Raw genomic sequence first — 21,963 nt, forward strand, 5'->3', positions numbered from 1 at the left:
GGAGGTAGGGGATGAATCGGTTCATCCGGAATTCTGGTTTTTATTTGATTCTTTTTTTAGTTGTGGTGGGTTTAGTTAGATTTATCACAGATGGAAACGATGTTATAGAAAACCCTAGATATGATCAGTTTCGTGCTGAGGTTAAAGCCAACAATATCGCCGAAGTGACTGTTCAATTCAACGGTCAGACATATCTCGTGACCGGCCGATACAAACAAGCACCTGATGGGGCCAAATCAGAAAATTTCTCAACGTATATTCCTCCTACGGATGAGGCAATTACCGAACTTGTAGCTGCAAGTGAAGCTAACAAATTTGAATATCATCAGGAACCAATGAAAGGTGACAGCATCTGGTTAACGTTGCTGACTTCCTTTATTCCTTTGATCATTATGTTCCTGCTGTTCTTCTTCCTGTTTAATCAGGCTCAAGGCGGCGGCGGTAAAGTAATGAACTTTGGTAAAAGCCGTGCTCGCCTCTACAATGAAGAGAAGAAGCGCGTAACATTTGAAGATGTGGCGGGTGCAGACGAGGAGAAACAAGAGCTTGTTGAAGTCGTAGACTTCCTCAAGGACCCTCGGAAGTTCGCAGCCGTTGGGGCACGTATTCCGAAGGGCGTATTGCTCGTAGGTCCTCCAGGTACAGGTAAGACTTTGCTTGCTCGTGCTGTAGCCGGTGAAGCAGGTGTACCATTCTTCAGCATTTCCGGTTCCGACTTCGTTGAAATGTTTGTCGGTGTCGGTGCATCACGTGTACGTGACTTGTTCGAAAATGCAAAGAAAAATGCGCCTTGTATCATCTTTATTGACGAAATCGATGCAGTGGGACGCCAGCGTGGTGCTGGTCTTGGTGGCGGTCACGACGAACGTGAACAAACCCTGAACCAATTGCTCGTTGAGATGGACGGATTCGGTGCAAACGAAGGTATTATCATCGTTGCTGCCACGAACCGTGCAGACATTCTAGACCCTGCATTGTTGCGTCCAGGCCGTTTTGACCGTCAAATCACAGTGGATCGTCCAGATGTTAAAGGCCGTGAAGCTGTTCTGAAAGTACACTCCCGTAACAAACCGCTCACGAAAGATGTGAGACTGGACATTATTGCGAAGCGTACAACAGGTTTCTCGGGTGCAGATCTGGAGAACTTGCTGAATGAAGCGGCATTGCTCGCAGCACGCCGTAACAGAAAAGATATTTCCATGCGTGAAGTGGATGAGGCGATTGACCGTGTCATCGTTGGTACGGAGAAGAAAAGCCGTGTCATCAGTGATCGGGAGAAACGCATTGTTGCTTATCACGAAGCAGGCCATACCATTGTAGGATACTTCCTGGAACATGCTGATATGGTACATAAAGTGACCATCATTCCGCGCGGACGTGCGGGTGGATATGTAATCATGTTGCCAAAAGAAGACCGCATGCTCGTTACCAAACAGGAGTTGCTGGATAAAGTAACCGGACTTCTCGGAGGTCGCGTGGCGGAAGAATTGTTTATCGGTGAGATTGGTACCGGTGCATATAGTGACTTCCAACAAGCGACAGGTATCGTGCGCAGCATGGTTATGGAATATGGTATGAGTGAGAAACTGGGTCCAATGCAATTCGGAAGTTCACAAGGACAGGTATTCCTTGGACGGGATATCGGTCATGAGCAGAATTACTCGGATTCCATCGCATATGAGATTGACCAAGAGATGCAGCGCTTTATTAACGAATGTTATGAAAAGTGTAAAGCCCTCCTTACAAAACATACAAGAGAGATGCATCTGATTGCCGAAACATTGCTTGAAGTGGAAACGTTGGAAATGGATCAGATCAAGCAGTTGATCGAAACAGGTTCCTTGACACCAAAAGCAGACAGTGACAATTCGGGAGAAGGTACGCCAAATGAAGGCGGCGAGCCAATCATTGATAACATCGGTGATGTTCGCGTACGCATTCAGGGTAAGGATGAAACATCTGAGCCGCCAGCTGGTGATATTCCGAATGAAGCTCCTGACTTGGATAAGGGTAGCAATGATCCAAACGATGGCGGTACGAAACCGACATCTTAATATCACATGTCCGGTCATGCTATCGGAAAGATAAGAGAGCCCTCGTGGCTCTCTTTTTTTGTAGAAATTATTCATTCCTAGAAGAAACAGATAATCAAGAGCTAAATGGCGAACCGGACAGCATAAGGGGGATAAGGGAGTATATCCTGCCCTTTTTCATTTATTGACAGAGTCGTGAACGTTGTGTACATTAGTTGTTAAACCGCTTGTGATTCGTTTCACCAGCGAACATAACGACACAGGTTAGCCCATGAAACAGCGCTTGACGCTGTCCCGATAAGGAGAGGATCACAGGTGGAAGCTCTGGCTTTAGAGCGCAAGGCTGAGATGAATCGTGAGCTGCGTGAGCGGCTGATGGAACTCAAGAAGGAACGTAATGCTATTATTCTTGCTCATTATTATCAACGTGATGAAGTACAGGAAGTCGCAGATTTTCGCGGAGATTCTTTCCTGCTTGCCCAGAAGGCGGCACAAACAGATGCGGACGTAATTGTATTCTGCGGTGTTCATTTTATGGGTGAAAGCGCTAAAATTCTGGCTCCCAATAAAACCGTTCTGATTCCTGATGAACGTGCTGGGTGCCCGATGGCGGATATGGTGAACGTGGACGGATTACGTAAGTTGAAGGCACAACATCCGAACGCCAAGGTAGTCACCTACATTAATTCCTCGGCTGAGATCAAAGCAGAAACAGATATTTGCTGTACATCAGCCAATGCTGTTCGTGTAATCCAGTCCGTAGACTCAGAGGAAATCATCTGGGTACCTGATAAAAACCTGGGGCATTATGTACAGCAGCACACAGACAAGAAGATGATCATCTGGGAAGGATACTGCAATACACACGATATGCTCACGGTAAAAGATGTTGTTGAGATGAAGGCTAAATATCCGAATGCTGAGTTTGTAGTGCACCCTGAATGCCGCCCTGAAGTTGTAGAAATGGGTGACTTTGTAGGTAGCACGACAGCGATTCTGGAATATTGCAAAAAATCCTCCACGAAGGAATTCATTGTCGGCACAGAGGATGGTACAGGATATCAGCTTCGCCTCGACAGTCCGGATAAACAGTTCCATTTTGCAACCAAGTTCCTGGTATGTCCAAACATGAAGGTTAACAACCTGAAGAAGCTGGTCAAATGCCTGGAAACGATGAAACCGCAGATTTATGTCCCTCCTGCTGTTGCTGATAAAGCCAGAGAATCACTAGAGCGCATGTTACTGGTGAAGTAACATGCGTTACTCTTGCTCCGAGACAGGTGAAACGATGATACCGCAATATATATATGATTTCGACCTCTCTGCGCTGCCGATGGTGGAGACCGATGTACTGGTGATTGGTTCAGGCATTGCTGGCCTGTTTACCGCAATTAAGGCTAGCGAACAGCATCGTGTTCTGATGATTACGAAGAAGTCTTTGCTTGAGAGTAACACCAGATATGCGCAGGGCGGGATTGCGGCTGTTATTGCTGAAGATGATTCTCCTGCGTACCACTTGCAAGATACTCTTGTTGCCGGAGCGGGTTTGTGCCGATCCGAGGCGGTTGAAGTCTTGGTGAATGAGGGCCCGGACGGTGTCAGAGAACTGATCCGTCTGGGGACATTGTTCGATCTGGAGAACGGCGAATTGGCGTTGACGCAGGAAGGTGCGCACAGCCACCGCCGTATTTTACATGCCAATGGGGATGCAACTGGATATGAGATCGTAAGAGCGCTCGCCGTTGAGGTTCACGAGCATTCGGGCATTGACGTTTGGGATGAGCACTTTGTGGTGGATTTGATTACGGATCGAGGAGAATGTATCGGCGCTCTGATTCTGAAAGAAGACGGCTCAAAGGTATTTGTCAAAGCAAAAGCAACAGTGCTCTGCTCGGGCGGGGCGGGACAGCTGTATCGTTATACAACCAATCCCGATGTAGCTACAGCTGACGGGGTAGCTATGGCATACCGTGCGGGGGCTATAGTTCGTGATATGGAATTTATCCAGTTCCACCCGACATCCTTATGTTACCCGGGAGCACCCCGCTTCCTGGTATCTGAAGCGGTACGCGGGGAAGGGGCTTACCTTCGCAACGTGAAGGGTGAGCGTTTTATGGAGAAATATCACCCGCAGCTTGAATTGGCACCTCGTGATATTGTAGCTAGAGCGATTGTCAGCGAGATGGAACTGACAAACAGCACCTTTGTGTACCTCGACATTACCCATGAGCAGCCGGAGATGGTGAAACATCGTTTTCCTACCATTTATGAAACTTGTATGCGTTACGGTCTCGACATGACTACGGATTGGATTCCGGTTGCGCCTGCGGCTCATTATATGATGGGCGGAGTAAAGACGGACTTGAGTGGTGAGAGCAGTATCCCCCGTTTATTTGCCTGTGGCGAGGTATCCTCTACCGGCGTGCACGGAGCCAATCGACTAGCGAGCAATTCCTTATCTGAAGCGATTGTATTTGGCCGCAGAATCGTGGAACGTATTCATTCGTTGCCGCCGCTCGAAGGGACGCTGGGGAGAGATGTAAAATCTCCGAGCACAGAAAATAAGAACATTAACGATGCGAAAGAGCAGCAGCATTCCAAGCCGGTATCGGAAAGACGTTTACGTCTGCAAAAGATGATGGTTCGTCAAGTGGGTCTGCGAAGAAATGGAACTAATCTGAGGCAGGCTATAGATAAATTGCAGCAGGAGTTGTCTTTTTTCGATCAGAAACTTACACAAAGGGAAGAACTGGAGTATGCGAACCTTCTGACTTGTGCGTGGCTTGTAACCAGCGGAGCGCTACACCGTGAGGAGAGCCGAGGAGCACATTACCGTGAGGACTTCCCTGCACGAGACGATATAATATGGCAGAAGCATAGTCTGCAGCAGCGAGAACAAGCGATTGTGGAGGAATGGATGTCATGATACTGAACGGATATAATGAGGAACTAATTGAGACGATCAAAGGCTGGCTGCGCGAGGATGTAGGTGCAGGTGATGTCACAACGAATGTGACCATTCCAGCAGGCAGTGAATCCAAGGCTGTGATTCATGCCAAAGATCATGGAGTCATAGCGGGTATGACGATTGCTGAGCTTGTTTTTCAAGTCGTAGATCCAGAGCTCCGTTATACGGCAAAGGTAAATGACGGTGATATAGTTATCCCTGGCACCATATTGGCTGAAGTTGAAGGAAGTACACATTCGCTCCTGACTGGGGAACGGCTCGCACTTAATCTGTTACAGCGTATGTCCGGTGTTGCTACCCGAACACGTTCCTACGTGGATGCTCTTGATGGATTGAAGACCAGACTTGTCGATACACGCAAAACAACACCAGGCCATCGCTTGCTGGAAAAGTATGCAGTACGTGTAGGTGGCGGAGCCAATCACCGGTTTGGACTGTATGATGCCGTTATGATCAAAGACAATCATATTAAAGGTGCAGGCAGCATTACAGAAGCTGTTGAGCGAGCACGGGCAGTTATTCCGCATACGATGACGATTGAAGTTGAAACGGAAAATATGGCCCAGGTACAGGAAGCCTTGCAAGCAGGCGCAGATATCATTATGCTGGATAACATGCGGCCTGATCGGATGCGAGAAGCAGTCGCTCTGATTCGTGAACAGGCTCCGCATGTGAAGATAGAAGCATCCGGCAATGTATCACTTGAAACGATTCGCGGAATAGCGGAAACGGGTGTGGATGTAATTTCGGTTGGCAGGTTAACCTATTCTTTTGAGAGCCTGGATATCAGCCTGGATCTAAACGAAAAGAAAGAGGGGTGAACCTCTTTGATTTTAGTCGTAGACGTGGGCAATAGTAACATCGTGCTCGGGGTATATCACGGCCGTGAACTATTGCATCATTTTCGTCTGAGCACATCTCGTCAGTCCACAGTGGATGAATACGGCGTATTGATTTATAATTTATTTCATATGTCAGGTATTTCTGCCCGCGACATCGAGGGTGTAATTATTTCATCTGTGGTTCCGCCACTGGTGAGTGTCATTGAAATGATGTGTGTGAAATATGTGGGAAAAAAACCATTGCTGGTTGGACCCGGTATCAAGACCGGCCTGAATCTACGATATGAGAATCCCCGTGAAGTAGGCGCGGATCGGATCGTGAATGCTGTGGCGGCCGTGGAAAAATACGGCGGCCCCCTTGTGGTCGTTGATTTTGGTACAGCCACAACATTTGACTGTATTGATGAGAAAGGCCATTACCTGGGAGGCGCAATTGTACCTGGTATTCACATTGCTACCGAAGCGCTTTACGAGCGAGCGGCGAAGCTACCGCGAATTGAGCTGGAGAAGCCGAAGAAGGTGATTGGGCGCAATACCGTACATGCCATGCAGTCCGGCATCATCTATGGTTATGCCGGCCAAGTGGACGGGATCATAGAACGAATCCGCGAAGAGATGAAGGCCGAGCCTATGGTTATTGCCACAGGAGGTCTTGCTACTCTGATTGCAGAAGAAACCCGTAGCATTGAGAAAGTTGATCCACTGCTTACGCTTGAGGGGCTACGTGTCATCTACGAGCGGAACCGGGAAAGGTAGACATACAAAGGGCGGCATACAGCAGGCTGGGATTACAGCTTAAATGTTGAGCCGTTTTTTTCTGTTAGGATATTAAAATGACACGCCAAAGGAGGCTGAATGACTTGGAAAACAACAACAAACATGACCGGTTGATCCGTGGTACAGCAATGAATGGAAAGGTAAGAGCATTTGCCGTTCAGACCACAGAACTGGTAGAAGAGCTACGCAGAAGACATGATACGTTTCCCACGGCTACAGCAGCTATGGGGCGTACAGTAACGACCGCATCTATTATGGGGGCAATGTTGAAAGGTGATGAAAAACTCACTATTCAAGTGAACGGTGATGGCCCAATAGGCCAGATCGTAGCTGATGCTAATGCCAAAGGTGAGGTGCGCGGCTATGTTTCAAATCCGCATGTACATCTGCCAAGCAATCGTTTTGGGAAATTGGATGTAGCTGGGGCGGTGGGTACAGAAGGTTTCATTAATATAACGAAGGATCTGGGACTGAAAGACCCGTACCGTGGTAGCATTCCGATTATCTCGGGTGAACTGGGCGAAGACTTTACGTATTATTTTGCTCAGTCAGAACAGACGCCTTCTGCTGTTGGCGTGGGTGTGCTGGTTGATACGGATAATTCGGTTATCGTTTCAGGCGGATTTATTATTCAGCTTCTCCCAGGTCTCACTGATCCCGAGATTACAGAAATCGAGAATGCTATTGGTGCCTTGCCTCCGGTGACAACCTTGTTGAACGAAGGACTCGAGCTAGAGGAATTGTTACGTCGTCTCCTGCCGGATGTGCAAGTCATGGGCGAACTTGATATTCGTTTTAGATGCAGTTGTTCTCGTGAACGTCTGGAACAAACCTTAATCAGTCTTGGTCAGTCCGAGCTGGAGCAATTAATTGAAGAAGAAGGGCAGGCTGAAGTGGTCTGCCAATTCTGTAATGAAGCGTATGATTTTAACAAAGAGCAGCTAGAGGCCATCCTAGAACAAGCTAAGAATTGATCGATGCGGGGACGGGATGAGGTATGACCAGACAGGAAAAAGGATTATGGACGGCGGTCGTTATTTTGACACTTGGCGTGCTCGTGATGGGTACATTCATGGCGATGCAGGTGCTGCATCAGGGAAAAGAAGATGCAGAAACACCTCATGATGGGAGCAAGGAAGAGGGAAGTACGGTTGCGACGATTAATGGTGAAGTGATCACAGATAAAGCTTGGACGGATGCATTAAAACGACGTTATGGTAGTGAGATCCTCCTACAGATGCTGAACCGGAAAGCAGTATATGCAGAAGCTCTTCAACGCAATTTGGTGGTTACTCCGAAAGAGATCGCAAGAGAAATGGCTGGAGCGATGGATGGATATGATTCAGAGAAGTCATACTATGATGCCATGAAATCACAGCTTGGCCTGTCGAAACAGGATCTCGAATTAGAGGCAGGTTACCGTCTACTGCTCGAAAAGATTGCTACCGCAGGTATACAGGTGAAGGATGACGATATTCAAAAATACTGGGTAGAGCATCGAGAAGACTATATCACCCCTGAGAAATACGATCTGTCCATGATTGTGGTAAAAGAAAAGTCTGATTCAGAGGCTATGTTGACGGAGCTTCGGAACGGGAAAGATTTCGAAGAAATGGCTCGCTCCGAATCAGAGGATAGTTACTCCCGAGATGCGGGAGGTAAACTAGGGTGGATCGATCAGAACGATCCGTTCCAACCTAAATCCATTTTGCAACAGGCTGCAAATATGTCAATCGGTGATATTGCTGGTCCAGTGAAAGTTGAGGACGGTTATGCAATCATCAGACTGAATGACAAAGTCGAACGCCAGGAGCAGTCAGCAAAGGAAGTACATGAAGAGATTCGTATGGAGCTGGCCTTAAGTCAGGCTGATCCACTTCCACAGGTGGAACAGATGTTGCGCGATAAATACGAGGCCGTGATTATCTCCGAGATTCCTGCCTCCTGAAACGAAGATTGGCAAATTTCCTGTCTTATAGAAGTGGCATCTTGATAAAAATACTTTGTCTACGGTCTCAGGGCCCAAGGCAAAGTATTTTTTTGAGTACTCATATTGACAATGGCGTGTAACGTTGATAAGATGAAAATAATCAAAAACCTACTCATTTACTCGGATATAAATACATCATCACATGATATGCATGAATTTAGATGTTTTCAATGTAGTAAAGAAACTTTCGGAAAACTCGGCGCTGCCTGATACCTGTATGCGTGGTTCTTATGCAGAAAGGAACGGATAATCACCGGATTTCCGCAGTTCTTCATAAACATCCAGAGGCTCATTCGCAAACATCGCATAAATTTACAGGAGTTAAGTATCATTTATACCACTAAGGAGGGCATTCATATGGCTAAAGTAGTTAATAACGTAACTGAACTCATCGGAGGTACTCCGCTTGTTCGTTTGAACAATATCGTACCTGAAGGCAGTGCTGAAGTATTGGTGAAGCTGGAATACCAGAACCCGGGATCAAGTGTTAAAGACCGGATCGCAATTAGCATTGTTGAAGAAGCGGAAAAAGAAGGCAAGCTGAAACCGGGCGGTACGATCATTGAAGCAACAAGCGGTAACACGGGGATCGGCCTCGCGATGGTTGCTGCTGCTAAAGGCTACAAGTCTGTTATTGTAATGCCTGAGACGATGAGTCTGGAGCGTCGTAACCTGCTTCGTGCTTATGGTGCCGAGCTTGTACTTACACCTGGAGCAGAAGGAATGAATGGCGCAGTCAAAAAAGCCGAAGAGCTATTGAAAGAAAATCCGTCCTACTTCATGGCGGAGCAGTTCAAAAACAAAGCGAACGTGAAGATTCACCGCGAAACGACAGGTCCCGAAATCGTTGAAGCGATCCAGTCTGTAGGCGGTACGCTCGATGCATTTGTTGCGGGAATCGGTACTGGCGGAACAATCACAGGTACGGGTGAAGTGTTGAAAGAAGCATTCCCTGGGATCAAAATTGTAGCCGTAGAGCCGGCAGCATCACCAATTCTGGCTGGCGGTAAACCGGGTCCTCACAAAATTCAGGGAATTGGCGCAAACTTTATTCCTGAAATTTTGGATCAAGAAGTATATGACGAGATCATTCACATCGAGAATGATGATGCATTTGAAACCGCTCGTGCTGTTGCAAAAGAAGAGGGGATTCTATCCGGTATTTCATCCGGTGCAGCGATTCGCGCGGGACTACAAGTAGCAAAACAACTGGGCGCAGGTAAACGCGTTGTCGTTATCGTGCCAAGTAACGGCGAACGTTATCTGAGCACTCCGCTTTACAATTTCGAGGCATAATTCAGGCACAGGACTTATCTTTTACCGGATAAGCTTGATGTTTCTGAACGGTTTATATGTATCCTTCCTGCCCTGACGGGTGGGGAGGATTTTTTGTGTAATGCTTTTAAAAGCAACGGCGCTTTAGTATACTATCAAACAATAAGAACTACATAAGTTGAACACTCGTTTGCACAGCTTATCTGCCATTGGGGTGACTGTGTAAATTATATAGTCAACTTATATAGTGACACAGGAAAGGGCGGCGGGCCGCAATGACACACCTGATGACAACATACGCCGACTGGGAAGCATGGGCTGGACAAGGCTGGACCATGCTTCCTTATATAACGAAGTCCGATGAGGGACCGTATCATGGCGGTTTACCGCTAACGTGGGAGGCAGCGTGGCAACAAGCATCTCCTAACGCAATTGTGCTGGAGAATGGCAAAGGCGGAAGGTATACTTTCCTCGGATTAAATCCGGTATCCATCGTTTCCGGCAAAGGGCAGGAAGCTACAATTCATGATGTGTTTCAAGGAACAATTCGAACAGATCGGGGTAAACCGCTGGATGTGTTAAAACGGTGGACGTCACCTTACCGAGCACCCAAGGTTGATGGAGCACCAGATTTTGCAGGCGGTTGCGCCGGGTACCTCAGCTATGATGTAGCCAGATCACTGGAGAAGTTGCCATCGATTGCTGAAGATAATCCTGCACTTCCAGATTACTGGTGGATGCGTTTTGAGGAAATATGGGCATATGACCATGAGCAGCAGGCTCTTTTCTGTATGGTGCATCTGGAGGTAAGTGCTGAACAGCAGGAGCAGACCGATCTGCAGAGTCTCTACGCTGCGGCTGGGAAACGTGCTGTAGCCATGCAGCAACGCTGGCTTCATATTATGGGTTTTGCTCAGGCAGAGGAGCAACAGCAAGCGTTGGAGCTCCGTCACAGACAGGTTCATCTTGCCCTCCGAAGAGAAGAATCCGAACGCGAAACAGAGGGGTGGAGGACATCCTTTCCACAAAAAGATTTTGAACAAGCTGTGCGTAAAGTACAGGAGTATATCAGGCAAGGCGACGTATTTCAGGTTAATCTGTCCCTGCGACATGAAAAGCAACTCCAATCCAGTAGCGAGCATATCTATGAATGGTTACGTATTGTGAACCCGTCACCCTATATGGGGATGCTTCGCAGTCCCGAATTCCAACTGGTCAGTGGATCGCCAGAATTGCTCGTCAAAGTCGAGAACGGCAAAGTCAGTGCGCGGCCCATCGCCGGAACACGAAGAAGAGGACGAGATGAAGCAGAGGATCGGGCGATGGCAGATGAGCTGCTTGGTAGTGAGAAGGAGCGGGCCGAGCATATTATGCTGGTTGACCTGGAGCGCAATGATATCGGGCGGATTGCTGCGTATGGATCGGTTCATGTCCCTGAATTAATGACAATCGAGAGATATTCGCATGTTATGCACCTGGTTTCACAGGTGGAAGGCAGGCTGGCCGAAGGATTGACTGTGTTTGATGTCATTGCTGCAACGTTTCCTGGTGGAACGATAACGGGTGCTCCGAAAGTACGCACGATGGAAATTATCGAAGAGCTAGAGCCGGTAAGACGTGGGCCATATACGGGGTCCATTGGATGGATGGACTACAGTGGAAATATGGAGCTGAATATCGTCATACGCACTCTTGCAATCAAGGATGGAACGGGGTATGTACAGGCTGGTGCAGGTATTGTCATTGATTCCGATCCATATCGCGAGTACAAGGAGTGTTCCAACAAGGCTAGAGCAATGATGCGAGCAGTGAACTATAGTGAACGAGCCGAGGCTGACACATCGCAGGCATCAGCAGGAATAATCCCGACGCGAGCAGAAACCACATGAAGAGACAGAATGAAGCAATCAAACTAAATTAGTTAAAATAAACAAGGCATCCGCCGTAATCTGCGGTGGAATATGAGGAGGAGCAGACCTATGATTCTGGTTATCGACAATTACGATTCCTTTACCTACAACCTGGTTCAATATCTGGGTGAATTGGGGGAGACGGTGGAAGTTCGCCGCAATGACGAGATTGATCTGGCAGGTATCGAAGCACTGGCACCGGATCATATACTGATTTCTCCAGGTCCATGCACTCCGAATGAAGCGGGGATCAGCTTGGCAGTTATCGATCATTTCAAAGGAAGCATTCCCATCTTTGGCGTTTGTCTTGGACATCAGGCAATCGGGCAGGCGTTTGGAGGCAATGTCATTCGGGCGGATCGGATGATGCATGGCAAAACATCGGAGATGCATCACCAGGGTACATCGGTATTTACAGGGCTGCCTTCTCCGTTTACGGCAACTCGGTATCATTCATTGATCGTGGAACGTAGCAGCCTGCCGGATTGTCTGGAGATTACAGCGGAAACAGCTGAGGGAGAGATTATGGGTCTGCGTCACAAAACGTATGCGATTGAAGGGGTACAGTTCCACCCGGAATCCATTATTACAGATCATGGACACCAGATGCTTCGCAATTTCCTAGCACAGCAAAAAGCGAACGTATAATATGCAATATGCCGCGATTAACGGAGAACTGGTTAAACTGGCGTCGGCTGTGGTTCCTGTAACGGATCACGGCTTTTTGTACGGACTTGGGCTGTTCGAGACCTTTCGAACATACCAAGGCGTACCCTACCTTCTGGAAAGGCATCTGGAGCGCATGGCTTCAGGCTGTGAAGAGTTGGGTATTCCTTTTACAGTGACTGCCGAGGAAGTAAGATGCTGGATATCCCGTCTGATGAAGGGGAACGAACTTAAGGATGCGTACGTGCGTTATACAGTATCCGCAGGTGAAGCGCCGCTTGGACTACCTTCGGGGGATTATACAGATCCCACACATATCGTACTGGCAAAATCATTACCTGCCCCTTCTCCTACTCTGTATGAAAGGGGTAAATTGTTGCAACGTCTGTCTACACCTCGTAATACACCGGAAAGCCAGATCAGATTCAAGTCGCTTCACTACATGAACAGTATCCTGGCGAAACGTGAATTAAACATTTATGGTGGACAAGACCAGCGATTACTGAGTGCAGAAGGATTACAGCTTACGCGCGACGATTATGTTGCCGAGGGTATTGTCAGCAATATATTTTGGGTGCGGGAGAAAGTCCTCTACACCCCGTCGCTGTCAACAGGCATTCTTCCAGGGATCACTAGAGCGGTGGTGATGGAGATTGCCGCAGATCAAGGTATCGCTTGCATAGAAGTGCAGTCACCCTGGGAAGATCTGCAGCAAGCAGATGAAATTTTTCTGACGGGTTCCGTAGCCGAGCTTGTACCGGTAACAACGTTGCGGGATCTGAGCGGCACAGAAACAGCGATCAGCAATGGACGGATCGGCCCGGTAACGGCAGTGTTGCTGCGTATGTACCGGGAGAAAGCGGGGTATACTTCATGACACTTACACCAGTCATCTATGAACGGAAATATGAATGGGGGCCAGCTTCAATTACACTGGGCTCCCGGACGCAGATTATGGGTATTTTGAACGTCACGCCAGATTCGTTCTCAGATGGTGGGCGCTACAATAGTGTGGGGCGGGCAGTAGCCCATGCGAAACAAATGATGGAAGACGGTGCGGATCTGATTGATATTGGCGGAGAATCCACCCGTCCAGGATCAGAAGTGGTCAGCGCAGATGAGGAACTTCACCGAATTATTCCGGTGATCGAAGCCTTGCGTGCAGAGGCGCCACATATACCGCTCTCCGTGGATACATACAAGGCGGATGTTGCACGCCAAGCCATTCAGGCAGGTGCCCATATTATCAACGATGTATGGGGAGCCAAGGCTGATCCGGAGATGGCGCGAACGGCAGCCGAACTGGGCTGTCCCATTATTCTGATGCATAACCGTCAGGCGAGAGACTACAACGATTACCTGCTCGATGTTGTAGGTGATTTGCAGGACAGCATTCAGCTTGTGCTTGAAGCGGGTGTAGAGGAACATCGGATTATATTGGACCCAGGGATTGGTTTTGTGAAGGACCTCTCGGAGAACCTGGAGTTGATGTCTTCTCTTGGTCTGTTAAACGAGTTGGGGTATCCGGTGCTACTCGCTACCTCTCGCAAAAGATTCATCCAGCACACGCTGGATGTAGGTGCTGACGATACACTGGAAGGCACGGCAGCAACGGTTGCATTTGGCATTGCCCAAGGCTGCCAGTTGGTACGTGTTCATGATGTGAAGCCGATCCGGCGCACGGCGGACATGTGTGATGCAATGTTATATCGTTCTCCGGGCTTACGGAGAAGATCATAATGGAGGGCCTTCGCGGCCCCTTCATGTTGAAGCGAAGCGTTTTGATATAGAGAGTATTTGAGTTTTGATATAGAGAGTATTTGAATAGAAGGCAGGGGAACTGGATGGACAGAATGGTTTTGCACCGCATGGAGTATTACGGGTATCACGGTGTGTTTGCAGAAGAACGAAAGCTGGGTCAGCGGTATTATATTGATCTGGAGATCGATATGGATCTGGGCGAAGCTGGACGTAACGATGATCTGACCAAAACGATTAATTATGCAGAAATTCATGAACTGGTGAAACAGATCGTTGAAAATAAATCGTTCCAGTTAATTGAAGCATTGGGTGAACATATTGCATCTTCTTTACTAGACACTTATACTATTATCAATGCATTGACAGTCAAGGTGACGAAGCCGCACCCGCCATTTGATATTCATTTCGGAGGCGTAACGGTAGAGCTTCGCCGCTCAAGAAAGTGAGAACCGATCATGATTGCACATTCGACCTCTGAATCCTCAGAGGCTTATATTGCTTTAGGGGCTAATTTGGGTGACCGGGAGCAGACGCTGCTTGAAGCGTTAACGCTCCTGAATGAACATCCTCATATATCTGTGTTACGCTGTTCTGCGCTGTATGAGACGGAGCCGGTAGGATATGTCGATCAGCCCGCGTTTTTGAATATGGTTGCTACGGTCAGCACAAGTCTGACACCGGAGCACTTGCTCGCTGAATTGCTCAGTGTTGAGAATCAACTCGGACGGGTTCGAGATATTCGCTGGGGCCCGCGTACGGTGGATCTGGACTTGCTCTGGATGCATGGAGAGACGCGAGATACCGAACTGCTTCAACTGCCGCATCCCCGTATGGGAGAGCGGGCTTTTGTACTGGTGCCGCTGTCGGACATCGTACCGCAGGACGAGGCATCAGGTCTGCATACCTTTGTACACGCATCGTTGTCTGTACTGGATGGAAAGGATGGAATACAGCGTTGGAAAACATGCAATTGGCCAACCGAATCCGGGCGTTCCGGAAGCTGAAAGGGTTAACCCAGCATGAGCTTGCAGCCGAGACAGGTATATCTTTGGCTATTCTGGGTACGATTGAACGGGGAAATCGCAAGGTGACAGTACAGGAACTGAACAAGATTGCGGGTGTGCTCGCGATTAGTATTGAGGAATTACAAGGGAAATAAAGAATGACGGACAACGAAGAACTGCGAAGAACACGGAGAACGACTCTAAGTGAGCTCCAATATATGAACACTATGAACGACAATGTACACCAATGTACGACCAAAATGAAACTACCATAGCTCTGGAATGTTGAATACGTCCGGGCTTGGAATGGATAAAGAGGTGAACTAGCAAACATGCTTAAGATTGGTAATATCGAAATGAAAAATCAGGTTGTTCTCGCACCCATGGCTGGTGTATGTAATCCGGCTTTTCGCTTGATCGCCAAAGAGTTTGGTACAGGTCTTGTCTGTGCTGAGATGGTGAGTGGCAAAGCCATTGTGCATGGCAACCAGCGGACACGCGAGATGTTATTTGTGGATGAGCGTGAGAAACCGCTCAGTCTGCAGATTTGGGGAGGCGACCGGGAATCGCTTGTCGAGGCAGCCAGAATCGTGGATAAGGAAACGAATGCAGATATCATCGATATTAACATGGGTTGTCCTGTACCGAAGGTAACGAAGTGTGATGCAGGTGCACGCTGGTTGCTGGACCCGAACAAAATCTATGAGATGGTATCGGCTGTTGTAGAAGCTGTTGAGAAACCGGTCACCGTTAAAATGCGGATCGGCTGGGACAACGAACACATCTATGTGGTGGAGAACGCTCTTGCCGTAGAACGCGCTGGAGGAAGTGCTGTCAGCGTGCATGGACGGACAAGAGAACAACTCTACACAGGTACAGCAGATTGGTCACACATCAAAAATGTCAAAGAAGCTGTCTCCATTCCTGTCATCGGTAATGGCGACGTATCTTCACCGGAAGATGCACGCCGTATGCTGGATGAGACCGGCTGTGACGGAGTAATGATCGGGCGTGCCGCCTTGGGTAATCCATGGATGTTATATCGCACAATCCAATATCTGAGTTCAGGTCAGTTACCTCCTGACCCGAATGCAGAGGAGAAGATCCGTGTAGCTGTTTTGCATATGGATCGACTCATTGCACTCAAGAATGAGACCGTCGCTGTACGCGAAATGCGTAAACATCTGGCTTGGTACTTGAAGGGATTGAAGGGATCTGCCCGAATCAAGGACGTTATTATGGAAGGAACCAAGCGGGATGAGATGGTGGGCATACTGGAGAACTTTGTGGAGCAGTTGAAAATGGAAGGAAATCTGGAGTCTGAACCGGTAATTGCGGGTAATGCCTCATAATTAGGAGGCGTGTTGTAAAACGTTTACAGCCGCAGGGGATGTAACATTGACTTTTCGAGATCGTTCACCTATAATTTCTCAGTATAAATTCGCCATGTGCGTTTACTAAGTATAGTGCATCAGGAGGAATATTCTATTTCTCTGGAGAACTTCATATAGTTTTGAAGATGTATGCGGGCGGAGTTCTGTCATCAGCACTGATTCCGTTGCCGTACAATCAAATTATTCCCATGACAGGAGAATCGGTTGAGATGAGCGACAAGGAAGTTATCCTTACACCAGAAGGACTCAAAAAGCTGGAAGAAGAACTGGAAACACTAAAATCAGTGAAGCGCCGCGAAGTGGCTGAACGGATCAAAGTAGCTATCGGCTATGGTGATATCAGTGAGAACTCCGAATACGAAGATGCGAAAAATGAGCAAGCTTTTATTGAAGGACGTATCATCACACTCGAGAAGCTGTTGCGTAATGCACGAATTATCAACAGTGACGAAATCGATACCGATTCCGTAAGTGTGGGTGCAACCGTAATTGTAGAGGATTTGGAATTCGGCGATATCACAGAATATACGATTGTAGGTACAGCGGAATCCAATCCGCTTCAGAACAAAATTTCCAATGAAAGTCCTGTAGGTAAAGCTATTTTGGGCAAGAAAAAAGGTACAGTGGTTGATGTAAGTGTGCCTGCTGGCGTAATTCAATATAAAATTGTAGATATTAAAAAGCTGTAGTAACGAAGCAGTCAGGCGTAGTAGACAAAAGCTTCCTTAGGGAAGCTTTTTTCAACATTACGGACAAGCCTACACGCACAGGCTGCAATGTAAATAAGGAGATGAATACAGATCATGACGGATGAAGTCTTGAATCAGGAAACCGAACTTAGCGAGCTGTTACAGATTCGCCGCGACAAATTGGACGAGCTCCGCAACTTGGGAATCGACCCTTTTGGCCAAAAATACGTACGTACCGAAGAAGCCGGCTCCATTCTGAAGAAGTATGAAGAACTGACCAAGGAAGAGCTGGAAGAGAAGCACATCGAAGTCAGTATTGCCGGACGGATTATGGCGAAGCGGGGCATGGGTAAAGCAAGCTTTGCACATATTCAGGACCTGAGCGGCCGAATCCAGATCTATGTTCGTCAGGATAGCGTGCCAGAGGACAAGTTTACGGCATTCAGCCTGCTTGATCTAGGGGATATTGTTGGGGTAACTGGCGTTGTCTTCAAAACCAAAACAGGTGAGACTTCCGTTAAAGTAAAAGAACTGGAAGTTTTGTCGAAATCCCTTTATCCACTCCCGGATAAATACCATGGTCTGACTGACGTTGAACTGCGTTATCGCCAGCGTTATGTAGACCTGATCATGAACCCTGATGTGCAGCAGACCTTCATTATGCGTTCCAAAATCATTCAATCCATGCGTCGTTATCTCGACTCCCATGGATATCTGGAAGTGGAGACACCAACATTGCATACAATCGCAGGTGGCGCGGCGGCTCGTCCGTTTATTACCCATCACAATGCGCTTGATATGGAACTGTACATGCGGATTGCGATTGAACTTCACTTGAAACGTCTGATTGTCGGCGGTCTGGAAAAAGTATATGAGATTGGCCGCGTATACCGGAACGAGGGCATGTCTACACGTCACAATCCGGAATTTACGATGATTGAGTTGTATGAGGCTTATGCAGATTACAAGGATATCATGGCTTTAACTGAAAACCTGGTTGCTCACATCGCACAGGAAGTATTGGGCACACAAGTTATCCAATATGGAGATCATGAAGTGAATCTCAAGCCGCAGTGGCGCCGTGTAACCATGGTGGATGCAGTCAAGGAAGTTGTCGGTGTAGACTTCTCCGTTCACATGACGGATGAGGAAGCGCACAGCTTGGCGAAACAGCATAATGTAAAAGTTGAACCACATATGACATTTGGTCACATCCTGAACGCCTTCTTTGAAGAGTTTGTTGAAGAAACGTTGATTCAGCCGACGTTCATTATGGGACATCCGCTTGAAATCTCGCCACTGGCGAAGAAAAGCGATGCAGATCCACGCTTCACGGATCGCTTCGAGTTGTTTATCGTTGGACGTGAGCATGCCAATGCCTTCACTGAGCTGAACGATCCAATCGATCAGCGTCAGCGTTTTGAAGCGCAGATGCTGGAGAAAGAGCATGGCAATGACGAGGCTCATGAGATGGATGACGACTTCATCCGTGCGCTTGAATATGGTATGCCGCCTACAGGTGGTCTGGGAATCGGTATCGATCGTCTGATCATGTTGCTGACCAATTCACCGTCCATTCGTGACGTACTGCTCTTCCCGCATATGCGTCCGCGTACACAAGAGTAAATAAGGAACGTATCTTTCGTTCATAATAGAAGAGGAACCTGCCACTTGCATTCAAGCTGGGGCAAGTTCCTCTTTGGGTTTACATAGGCAACTCATTCGGACACGCTACAGGTCACACGTTGCTTTCATTTTTATTTTGGTCAAAAGAGGTGCCCTTCATGAAGTTCAGGCTTCACATCGCCAGGTTCATATCTCCGCCGTTAATATTGGTTGGCGGTTTCTTGCTGATTATCTCGATTGGTACCGTTTTGTTGATGTTGCCGTTTTCTAATCAGAGTGGCACACATCTAGCCTTTATTGATGCTTTATTCACAGCTACATCAGCGGCATGTGTGACTGGGCTAGTTGTGGTGGATGTAGGAACAACTTTCAATTTGTTTGGTCAGATTGTCATTATGATCCTGATGCAACTTGGTGGGCTTGGTTTCATGACCATGGCCACATTGTTTGCACTTGTGCTGGGTAAACGCATATCTCTTAAAGACAGGCTGCTACTAAAAGAGGCTATTAATGCCGACAGCATGGAGGGAATTGTGCGGATTATACGCAAGGTTCTGATCTTTTCATTCACCATTGAAGGGGTAGCTGCGGTCATTCTGGCTCTACGCTGGGCAACCGAGATGCCTTTTATGCAGGCTGTTTACTACGGCGTATTTCATTCCGTTTCCTTGTTTAACAATGGTGGATTTGATCTGTTTGGCAACAGTTTTCAATATTACACCGGGGACTGGATTTTTAACATCACGGCTTCGATTCTCGTGATATCTGGTGGACTTGGGTTTGTTGTGCTGAATGACCTGTTTGAATATCGTAAACGCCGCCGGTTATCTTTGCAGTCGAAATTGGTGCTGTCCGTGTCAGGTGCGTTAATTGGTATAGGTGCAGTGGTATTGTTTATTTTCGAATTCACAAATAGCCATACGCTTGGTTCACTTACCTGGAGTGAGAAGATTTACGCTTCGTTTTTCCAATCCGTCTCAACACGTTCTTCGGGGACAAGTACGATTGACATTACGCAGATGCGACAAGCGACTCAGTTCTTTTTTATCTTGCTCATGTTTATTGGCGCTTCTCCAGGATCGACAGGTGGGGGAATCAAAACAACCACTTTTCTAATCATGATTGGTGCTGTATATGCCATGATTCGGGGCAACAAGGACATTGTCTTTTTCCGTCAACGTGTACCTAAAGATCTGCTCATGAGAGCGCTGACGATCATTATGGTTTCCCTCAGTATTTTCATGATTGTGGTGATGCTGTTATTAACAACCGAAGATGCACCATTCCTTTCCCTCATGTTTGAGGCTGCGTCAGCTATAGGTACGGTAGGTTTGTCAGTAGGGGTGACCCATGAGATGACCAATTGGGGCAAAATCATTATCACCTTCACCATGTTTGTTGGTCGGATTGGGCCGCTAACGATCGCGTACGCACTTCGTCCCCGCAAAGAAAAGAAATTGTATCGCCATCCAGAAGGCCGGATTATTATTGGATAAACCAAACAAGAAAACGCAGACATTCGATATCTACTCCCTATAAGGAAAAATGGGGTGACATTGAATGTACTGCGTTTTTTATGTTGCGCTCTTTGGGCATAGTGAGGCCAGATGTAACGATAGGGCTTCATCCATAAGTTTGCCGTTCACCTGATCGGGTCTGAGCACCGCGTGGATTGCTAAACCATCAACCAGAGCATACAATCTTTCGATCTCCAGTTCCTGATTTAAGTCAGATCTGAAGAGACCTAGCTTCACCAGGGAGGTAATAACGATCTCGGCAGCTCGTCTAATATCGTCATATACAGTGTTGGCCAGTTTTTTGAGCACGGGATCCGTTTTGGATTTGGCAGTAAAAGCGTACCACACCTCCATTTCAGCCATTTTCTCATCCGTATTGGGCATTAATTCAAGCAATAGCTGTTTCATATGTTCCATTGGAGGGCCGTCAAAAGACATGTTTTGAATCCGGGCAGTCACCCGTTCCGATACAAGATTCATTGCATATAACAGAAGCTCCGATTGAGTGGAAAAATAGTGGCGCATGGATCCGACCGAGATTCCAGCTTCCTCAGCGATATTTCGAACAGAAGCTTGTTCCATACCATTTTTCCGGATAATACGCCATGCGGCCTCGGCTACGAGCACGCGCTGTTTGTCATGATCTACGATTTTAGGCATGTCATTATTATAACATTATTGATTATTATGATACAAATGTGTTAAATTAAATATAGTACAGTTGTATTAAATAAAGGGGGGTGCGATCGTGGTTGCTTATTTCATTATTGCGTGTGAGATTGCATTTTGGGTATTTGTTGCGGCAGGGCTAAGCGTTCGATATATGCTGGGTAAGAAGCGACTGGGATTGGCTTTGCTCGCGGCAACACCAATTGTTGATGTTTTGTTGCTCGTAGCCACTGTAGTAGATCTCCAACGTGGAGCAAAAGCAAGTATGGTCCATGGCATAGCAGCTATCTATATTGGAGTGAGCGTTGCTTTTGGACATCAGATGATTGCTTGGGCTGATCGTTACTTCAGATACTGGTTTAGAGGGGGAGAGAATCCTAGGCAGAATAAGTTATATGGAAGAGAACATGCAAGGACCGAGCGTATAGGATGGGTGAGACATCTTTTGGCTTGGAGTATAGGGAGTGCTCTTTTGTACATTATGATATGGTGGATTGGTGATACTGCTCGAACAGAGGCATTTTCAGGTCTGATTCGGGTATGGGCAATGGTGCTGGGGATCGACCTCATAATAAGTATTAGTTATAGCTTTTGGCCGAGAAAAGATCCTGCTAAAAATATAGGTTGATGTTCCATAAGGAGTAACCGATGTATATAAGATGTATTACTCATTAATGCCCTATTTGCTCAGGTAGTTCAGATTGTCTTAGGGAATGATCACTATTCTTAATTTAAAAGTAAAAAAAACACTTGCACCGAATCTCGATACATGGTATATTCTAATTCCGGCCAAGAAAACACAGTTTACACGGTGCGGCAAGCAAATGAAAACAAGCTTCGAA

General features: G+C 47.3%; 21 protein-coding genes. 20 read left to right on the plus strand and 1 reads right to left on the minus strand.

What is annotated here, in order from left to right:
* Positions 1-11 precede the first annotated feature (11 nt).
* The 19 genes from ftsH (at position 12) to FS818_RS27160 (ending at position 20,431) form a co-directional block, all read left to right on the plus strand.
* Positions 12-2,054 (plus strand): ATP-dependent zinc metalloprotease FtsH, encoded by a 2,043-nt coding sequence (gene ftsH, locus FS818_RS27070; RefSeq protein WP_145336404.1) that lies wholly within the window; start codon positions 12-14, stop codon positions 2,052-2,054.
* A 294-nt stretch (positions 2,055-2,348) separates the two neighbouring features.
* Positions 2,349-3,287, plus strand: coding sequence for a quinolinate synthase NadA (gene nadA / locus FS818_RS27075; RefSeq protein ID WP_145336406.1), 939 nt, complete (start codon positions 2,349-2,351; stop codon positions 3,285-3,287).
* Positions 3,288-3,321: 34 nt separating this feature from the next.
* Complete coding sequence (gene nadB, locus FS818_RS27080) at positions 3,322-4,959, plus strand: L-aspartate oxidase (protein WP_145336408.1); 1,638 nt, start codon at positions 3,322-3,324, stop codon at positions 4,957-4,959.
* Entirely contained in the window at positions 4,956-5,822 is an 867-nt protein-coding gene (nadC, locus tag FS818_RS27085; RefSeq protein ID WP_145336410.1) for a carboxylating nicotinate-nucleotide diphosphorylase, read from the plus strand. Before nadB ends, nadC begins: the two co-directional genes overlap by 4 nt.
* 6 nt (positions 5,823-5,828) lie before the next feature.
* Positions 5,829-6,599, plus strand: coding sequence for a type III pantothenate kinase (locus tag FS818_RS27090; RefSeq protein ID WP_145336412.1), 771 nt, complete (start codon positions 5,829-5,831; stop codon positions 6,597-6,599).
* A gap of 77 nt (positions 6,600-6,676) precedes the next feature.
* Positions 6,677-7,594, plus strand: a complete 918-nt coding sequence (gene hslO / locus FS818_RS27095; RefSeq protein ID WP_145336414.1) for an Hsp33 family molecular chaperone HslO — start codon at positions 6,677-6,679, stop codon at positions 7,592-7,594.
* 23 nt (positions 7,595-7,617) lie between these two features.
* Entirely contained in the window at positions 7,618-8,568 is a 951-nt protein-coding gene (locus FS818_RS27100; protein ID WP_145336415.1) for a peptidyl-prolyl cis-trans isomerase, read from the plus strand.
* A 399-nt stretch (positions 8,569-8,967) separates the two neighbouring features.
* Positions 8,968-9,906 (plus strand): cysteine synthase A, encoded by a 939-nt coding sequence (gene cysK, locus FS818_RS27105; protein WP_145336417.1) that lies wholly within the window; start codon positions 8,968-8,970, stop codon positions 9,904-9,906.
* A gap of 254 nt (positions 9,907-10,160) precedes the next feature.
* Positions 10,161-11,774 carry an anthranilate synthase component I family protein gene (locus FS818_RS27110; RefSeq protein WP_145336419.1) on the plus strand — a complete coding sequence of 538 codons (1,614 nt, stop codon included), beginning with the start codon at positions 10,161-10,163 and terminating at the stop codon, positions 11,772-11,774.
* Positions 11,775-11,864: 90 nt separating this feature from the next.
* Positions 11,865-12,443: an aminodeoxychorismate/anthranilate synthase component II gene (pabA, locus tag FS818_RS27115; protein WP_145336421.1), complete on the plus strand. Its 579-nt coding sequence runs from the start codon at positions 11,865-11,867 to the stop codon at positions 12,441-12,443.
* Between the two features lies 1 nt (position 12,444).
* Positions 12,445-13,338: an aminotransferase class IV gene (locus FS818_RS27120; RefSeq protein ID WP_145336423.1), complete on the plus strand. Its 894-nt coding sequence runs from the start codon at positions 12,445-12,447 to the stop codon at positions 13,336-13,338.
* A complete protein-coding gene (gene folP, locus FS818_RS27125; protein WP_145336425.1) occupies positions 13,335-14,201 on the plus strand; it encodes a dihydropteroate synthase in 867 nt (288 codons plus the stop codon). The genes FS818_RS27120 and folP overlap by 4 nt, the downstream gene beginning before the upstream one ends.
* Before the next feature lie 104 nt (positions 14,202-14,305).
* Positions 14,306-14,668 carry a dihydroneopterin aldolase gene (folB, locus tag FS818_RS27130; protein WP_090924638.1) on the plus strand — a complete coding sequence of 121 codons (363 nt, stop codon included), beginning with the start codon at positions 14,306-14,308 and terminating at the stop codon, positions 14,666-14,668.
* 9 nt (positions 14,669-14,677) lie between these two features.
* On the plus strand, positions 14,678-15,226 hold the full coding sequence (gene folK / locus FS818_RS27135) for a 2-amino-4-hydroxy-6-hydroxymethyldihydropteridine diphosphokinase (RefSeq protein ID WP_145336427.1): 549 nt from the start codon (positions 14,678-14,680) through the stop codon (positions 15,224-15,226).
* Positions 15,187-15,381, plus strand: coding sequence for a helix-turn-helix domain-containing protein (locus FS818_RS27140; RefSeq protein WP_397351827.1), 195 nt, complete (start codon positions 15,187-15,189; stop codon positions 15,379-15,381). The genes folK and FS818_RS27140 overlap by 40 nt, the downstream gene beginning before the upstream one ends.
* Positions 15,382-15,558: 177 nt before the next feature.
* Entirely contained in the window at positions 15,559-16,578 is a 1,020-nt protein-coding gene (gene dusB, locus FS818_RS27145) for a tRNA dihydrouridine synthase DusB (protein WP_090924641.1), read from the plus strand.
* A 251-nt stretch (positions 16,579-16,829) separates the two neighbouring features.
* Positions 16,830-17,309: a transcription elongation factor GreA gene (gene greA / locus FS818_RS27150; RefSeq protein WP_145336444.1), complete on the plus strand. Its 480-nt coding sequence runs from the start codon at positions 16,830-16,832 to the stop codon at positions 17,307-17,309.
* A 114-nt stretch (positions 17,310-17,423) separates the two neighbouring features.
* The gene (lysS, locus tag FS818_RS27155; RefSeq protein ID WP_145336429.1) at positions 17,424-18,935 is read left to right on the plus strand and encodes a lysine--tRNA ligase; all 1,512 of its coding nucleotides are present in this window, start codon (positions 17,424-17,426) and stop codon (positions 18,933-18,935) included.
* A gap of 158 nt (positions 18,936-19,093) precedes the next feature.
* Entirely contained in the window at positions 19,094-20,431 is a 1,338-nt protein-coding gene (locus tag FS818_RS27160; protein WP_145336431.1) for a TrkH family potassium uptake protein, read from the plus strand.
* Between the two features lie 78 nt (positions 20,432-20,509).
* Here FS818_RS27160 and FS818_RS27165 read toward each other — a convergent pair whose 3' ends face one another.
* Positions 20,510-21,112 (minus strand): TetR/AcrR family transcriptional regulator, encoded by a 603-nt coding sequence (locus tag FS818_RS27165; RefSeq protein WP_145336434.1) that lies wholly within the window; start codon positions 21,110-21,112, stop codon positions 20,510-20,512.
* An 88-nt stretch (positions 21,113-21,200) separates the two neighbouring features.
* On the opposite strand from FS818_RS27165, the gene FS818_RS27170 reads away from it, so the two are divergent.
* Positions 21,201-21,749 (plus strand): hypothetical protein, encoded by a 549-nt coding sequence (locus tag FS818_RS27170; RefSeq protein ID WP_145336436.1) that lies wholly within the window; start codon positions 21,201-21,203, stop codon positions 21,747-21,749.
* Positions 21,750-21,963: the final 214 nt, after the last annotated feature.

Origin of the sequence: Paenibacillus xylanexedens, from assembly GCF_007680605.1 — a bacterium.
Lineage (GTDB): Bacteria > Bacillota > Bacilli > Paenibacillales > Paenibacillaceae > Paenibacillus > Paenibacillus xylanexedens_B.

What these genes read in the sequence shown, in the direction of transcription:
- nadC (WP_145336410.1), top strand. Translation starts at nt 4,956, where the DNA reads ATGATACTGAACGGATATAATGAGGAACTAATTGAGACGATCAAAGGC.
- FS818_RS27165 (WP_145336434.1), bottom strand. Translation starts at nt 21,112, where the DNA reads ATGCCTAAAATCGTAGATCATGACAAACAGCGCGTGCTCGTAGCCGAG.
- ftsH (WP_145336404.1), top strand. Translation starts at nt 12, where the DNA reads ATGAATCGGTTCATCCGGAATTCTGGTTTTTATTTGATTCTTTTTTTA.
- FS818_RS27110 (WP_145336419.1), top strand. Translation starts at nt 10,161, where the DNA reads ATGACACACCTGATGACAACATACGCCGACTGGGAAGCATGGGCTGGA.
- folK (WP_145336427.1), top strand. Translation starts at nt 14,678, where the DNA reads ATGATTGCACATTCGACCTCTGAATCCTCAGAGGCTTATATTGCTTTA.
- FS818_RS27140 (WP_397351827.1), top strand. Translation starts at nt 15,187, where the DNA reads ATGCAATTGGCCAACCGAATCCGGGCGTTCCGGAAGCTGAAAGGGTTA.
- folP (WP_145336425.1), top strand. Translation starts at nt 13,335, where the DNA reads ATGACACTTACACCAGTCATCTATGAACGGAAATATGAATGGGGGCCA.
- pabA (WP_145336421.1), top strand. Translation starts at nt 11,865, where the DNA reads ATGATTCTGGTTATCGACAATTACGATTCCTTTACCTACAACCTGGTT.
- FS818_RS27160 (WP_145336431.1), top strand. Translation starts at nt 19,094, where the DNA reads ATGAAGTTCAGGCTTCACATCGCCAGGTTCATATCTCCGCCGTTAATA.
- dusB (WP_090924641.1), top strand. Translation starts at nt 15,559, where the DNA reads ATGCTTAAGATTGGTAATATCGAAATGAAAAATCAGGTTGTTCTCGCA.
- lysS (WP_145336429.1), top strand. Translation starts at nt 17,424, where the DNA reads ATGACGGATGAAGTCTTGAATCAGGAAACCGAACTTAGCGAGCTGTTA.
- folB (WP_090924638.1), top strand. Translation starts at nt 14,306, where the DNA reads ATGGACAGAATGGTTTTGCACCGCATGGAGTATTACGGGTATCACGGT.
- FS818_RS27120 (WP_145336423.1), top strand. Translation starts at nt 12,445, where the DNA reads ATGCAATATGCCGCGATTAACGGAGAACTGGTTAAACTGGCGTCGGCT.
- greA (WP_145336444.1), top strand. Translation starts at nt 16,830, where the DNA reads ATGAGCGACAAGGAAGTTATCCTTACACCAGAAGGACTCAAAAAGCTG.
- hslO (WP_145336414.1), top strand. Translation starts at nt 6,677, where the DNA reads ATGACACGCCAAAGGAGGCTGAATGACTTGGAAAACAACAACAAACAT.
- FS818_RS27100 (WP_145336415.1), top strand. Translation starts at nt 7,618, where the DNA reads ATGACCAGACAGGAAAAAGGATTATGGACGGCGGTCGTTATTTTGACA.
- nadB (WP_145336408.1), top strand. Translation starts at nt 3,322, where the DNA reads ATGATACCGCAATATATATATGATTTCGACCTCTCTGCGCTGCCGATG.
- cysK (WP_145336417.1), top strand. Translation starts at nt 8,968, where the DNA reads ATGGCTAAAGTAGTTAATAACGTAACTGAACTCATCGGAGGTACTCCG.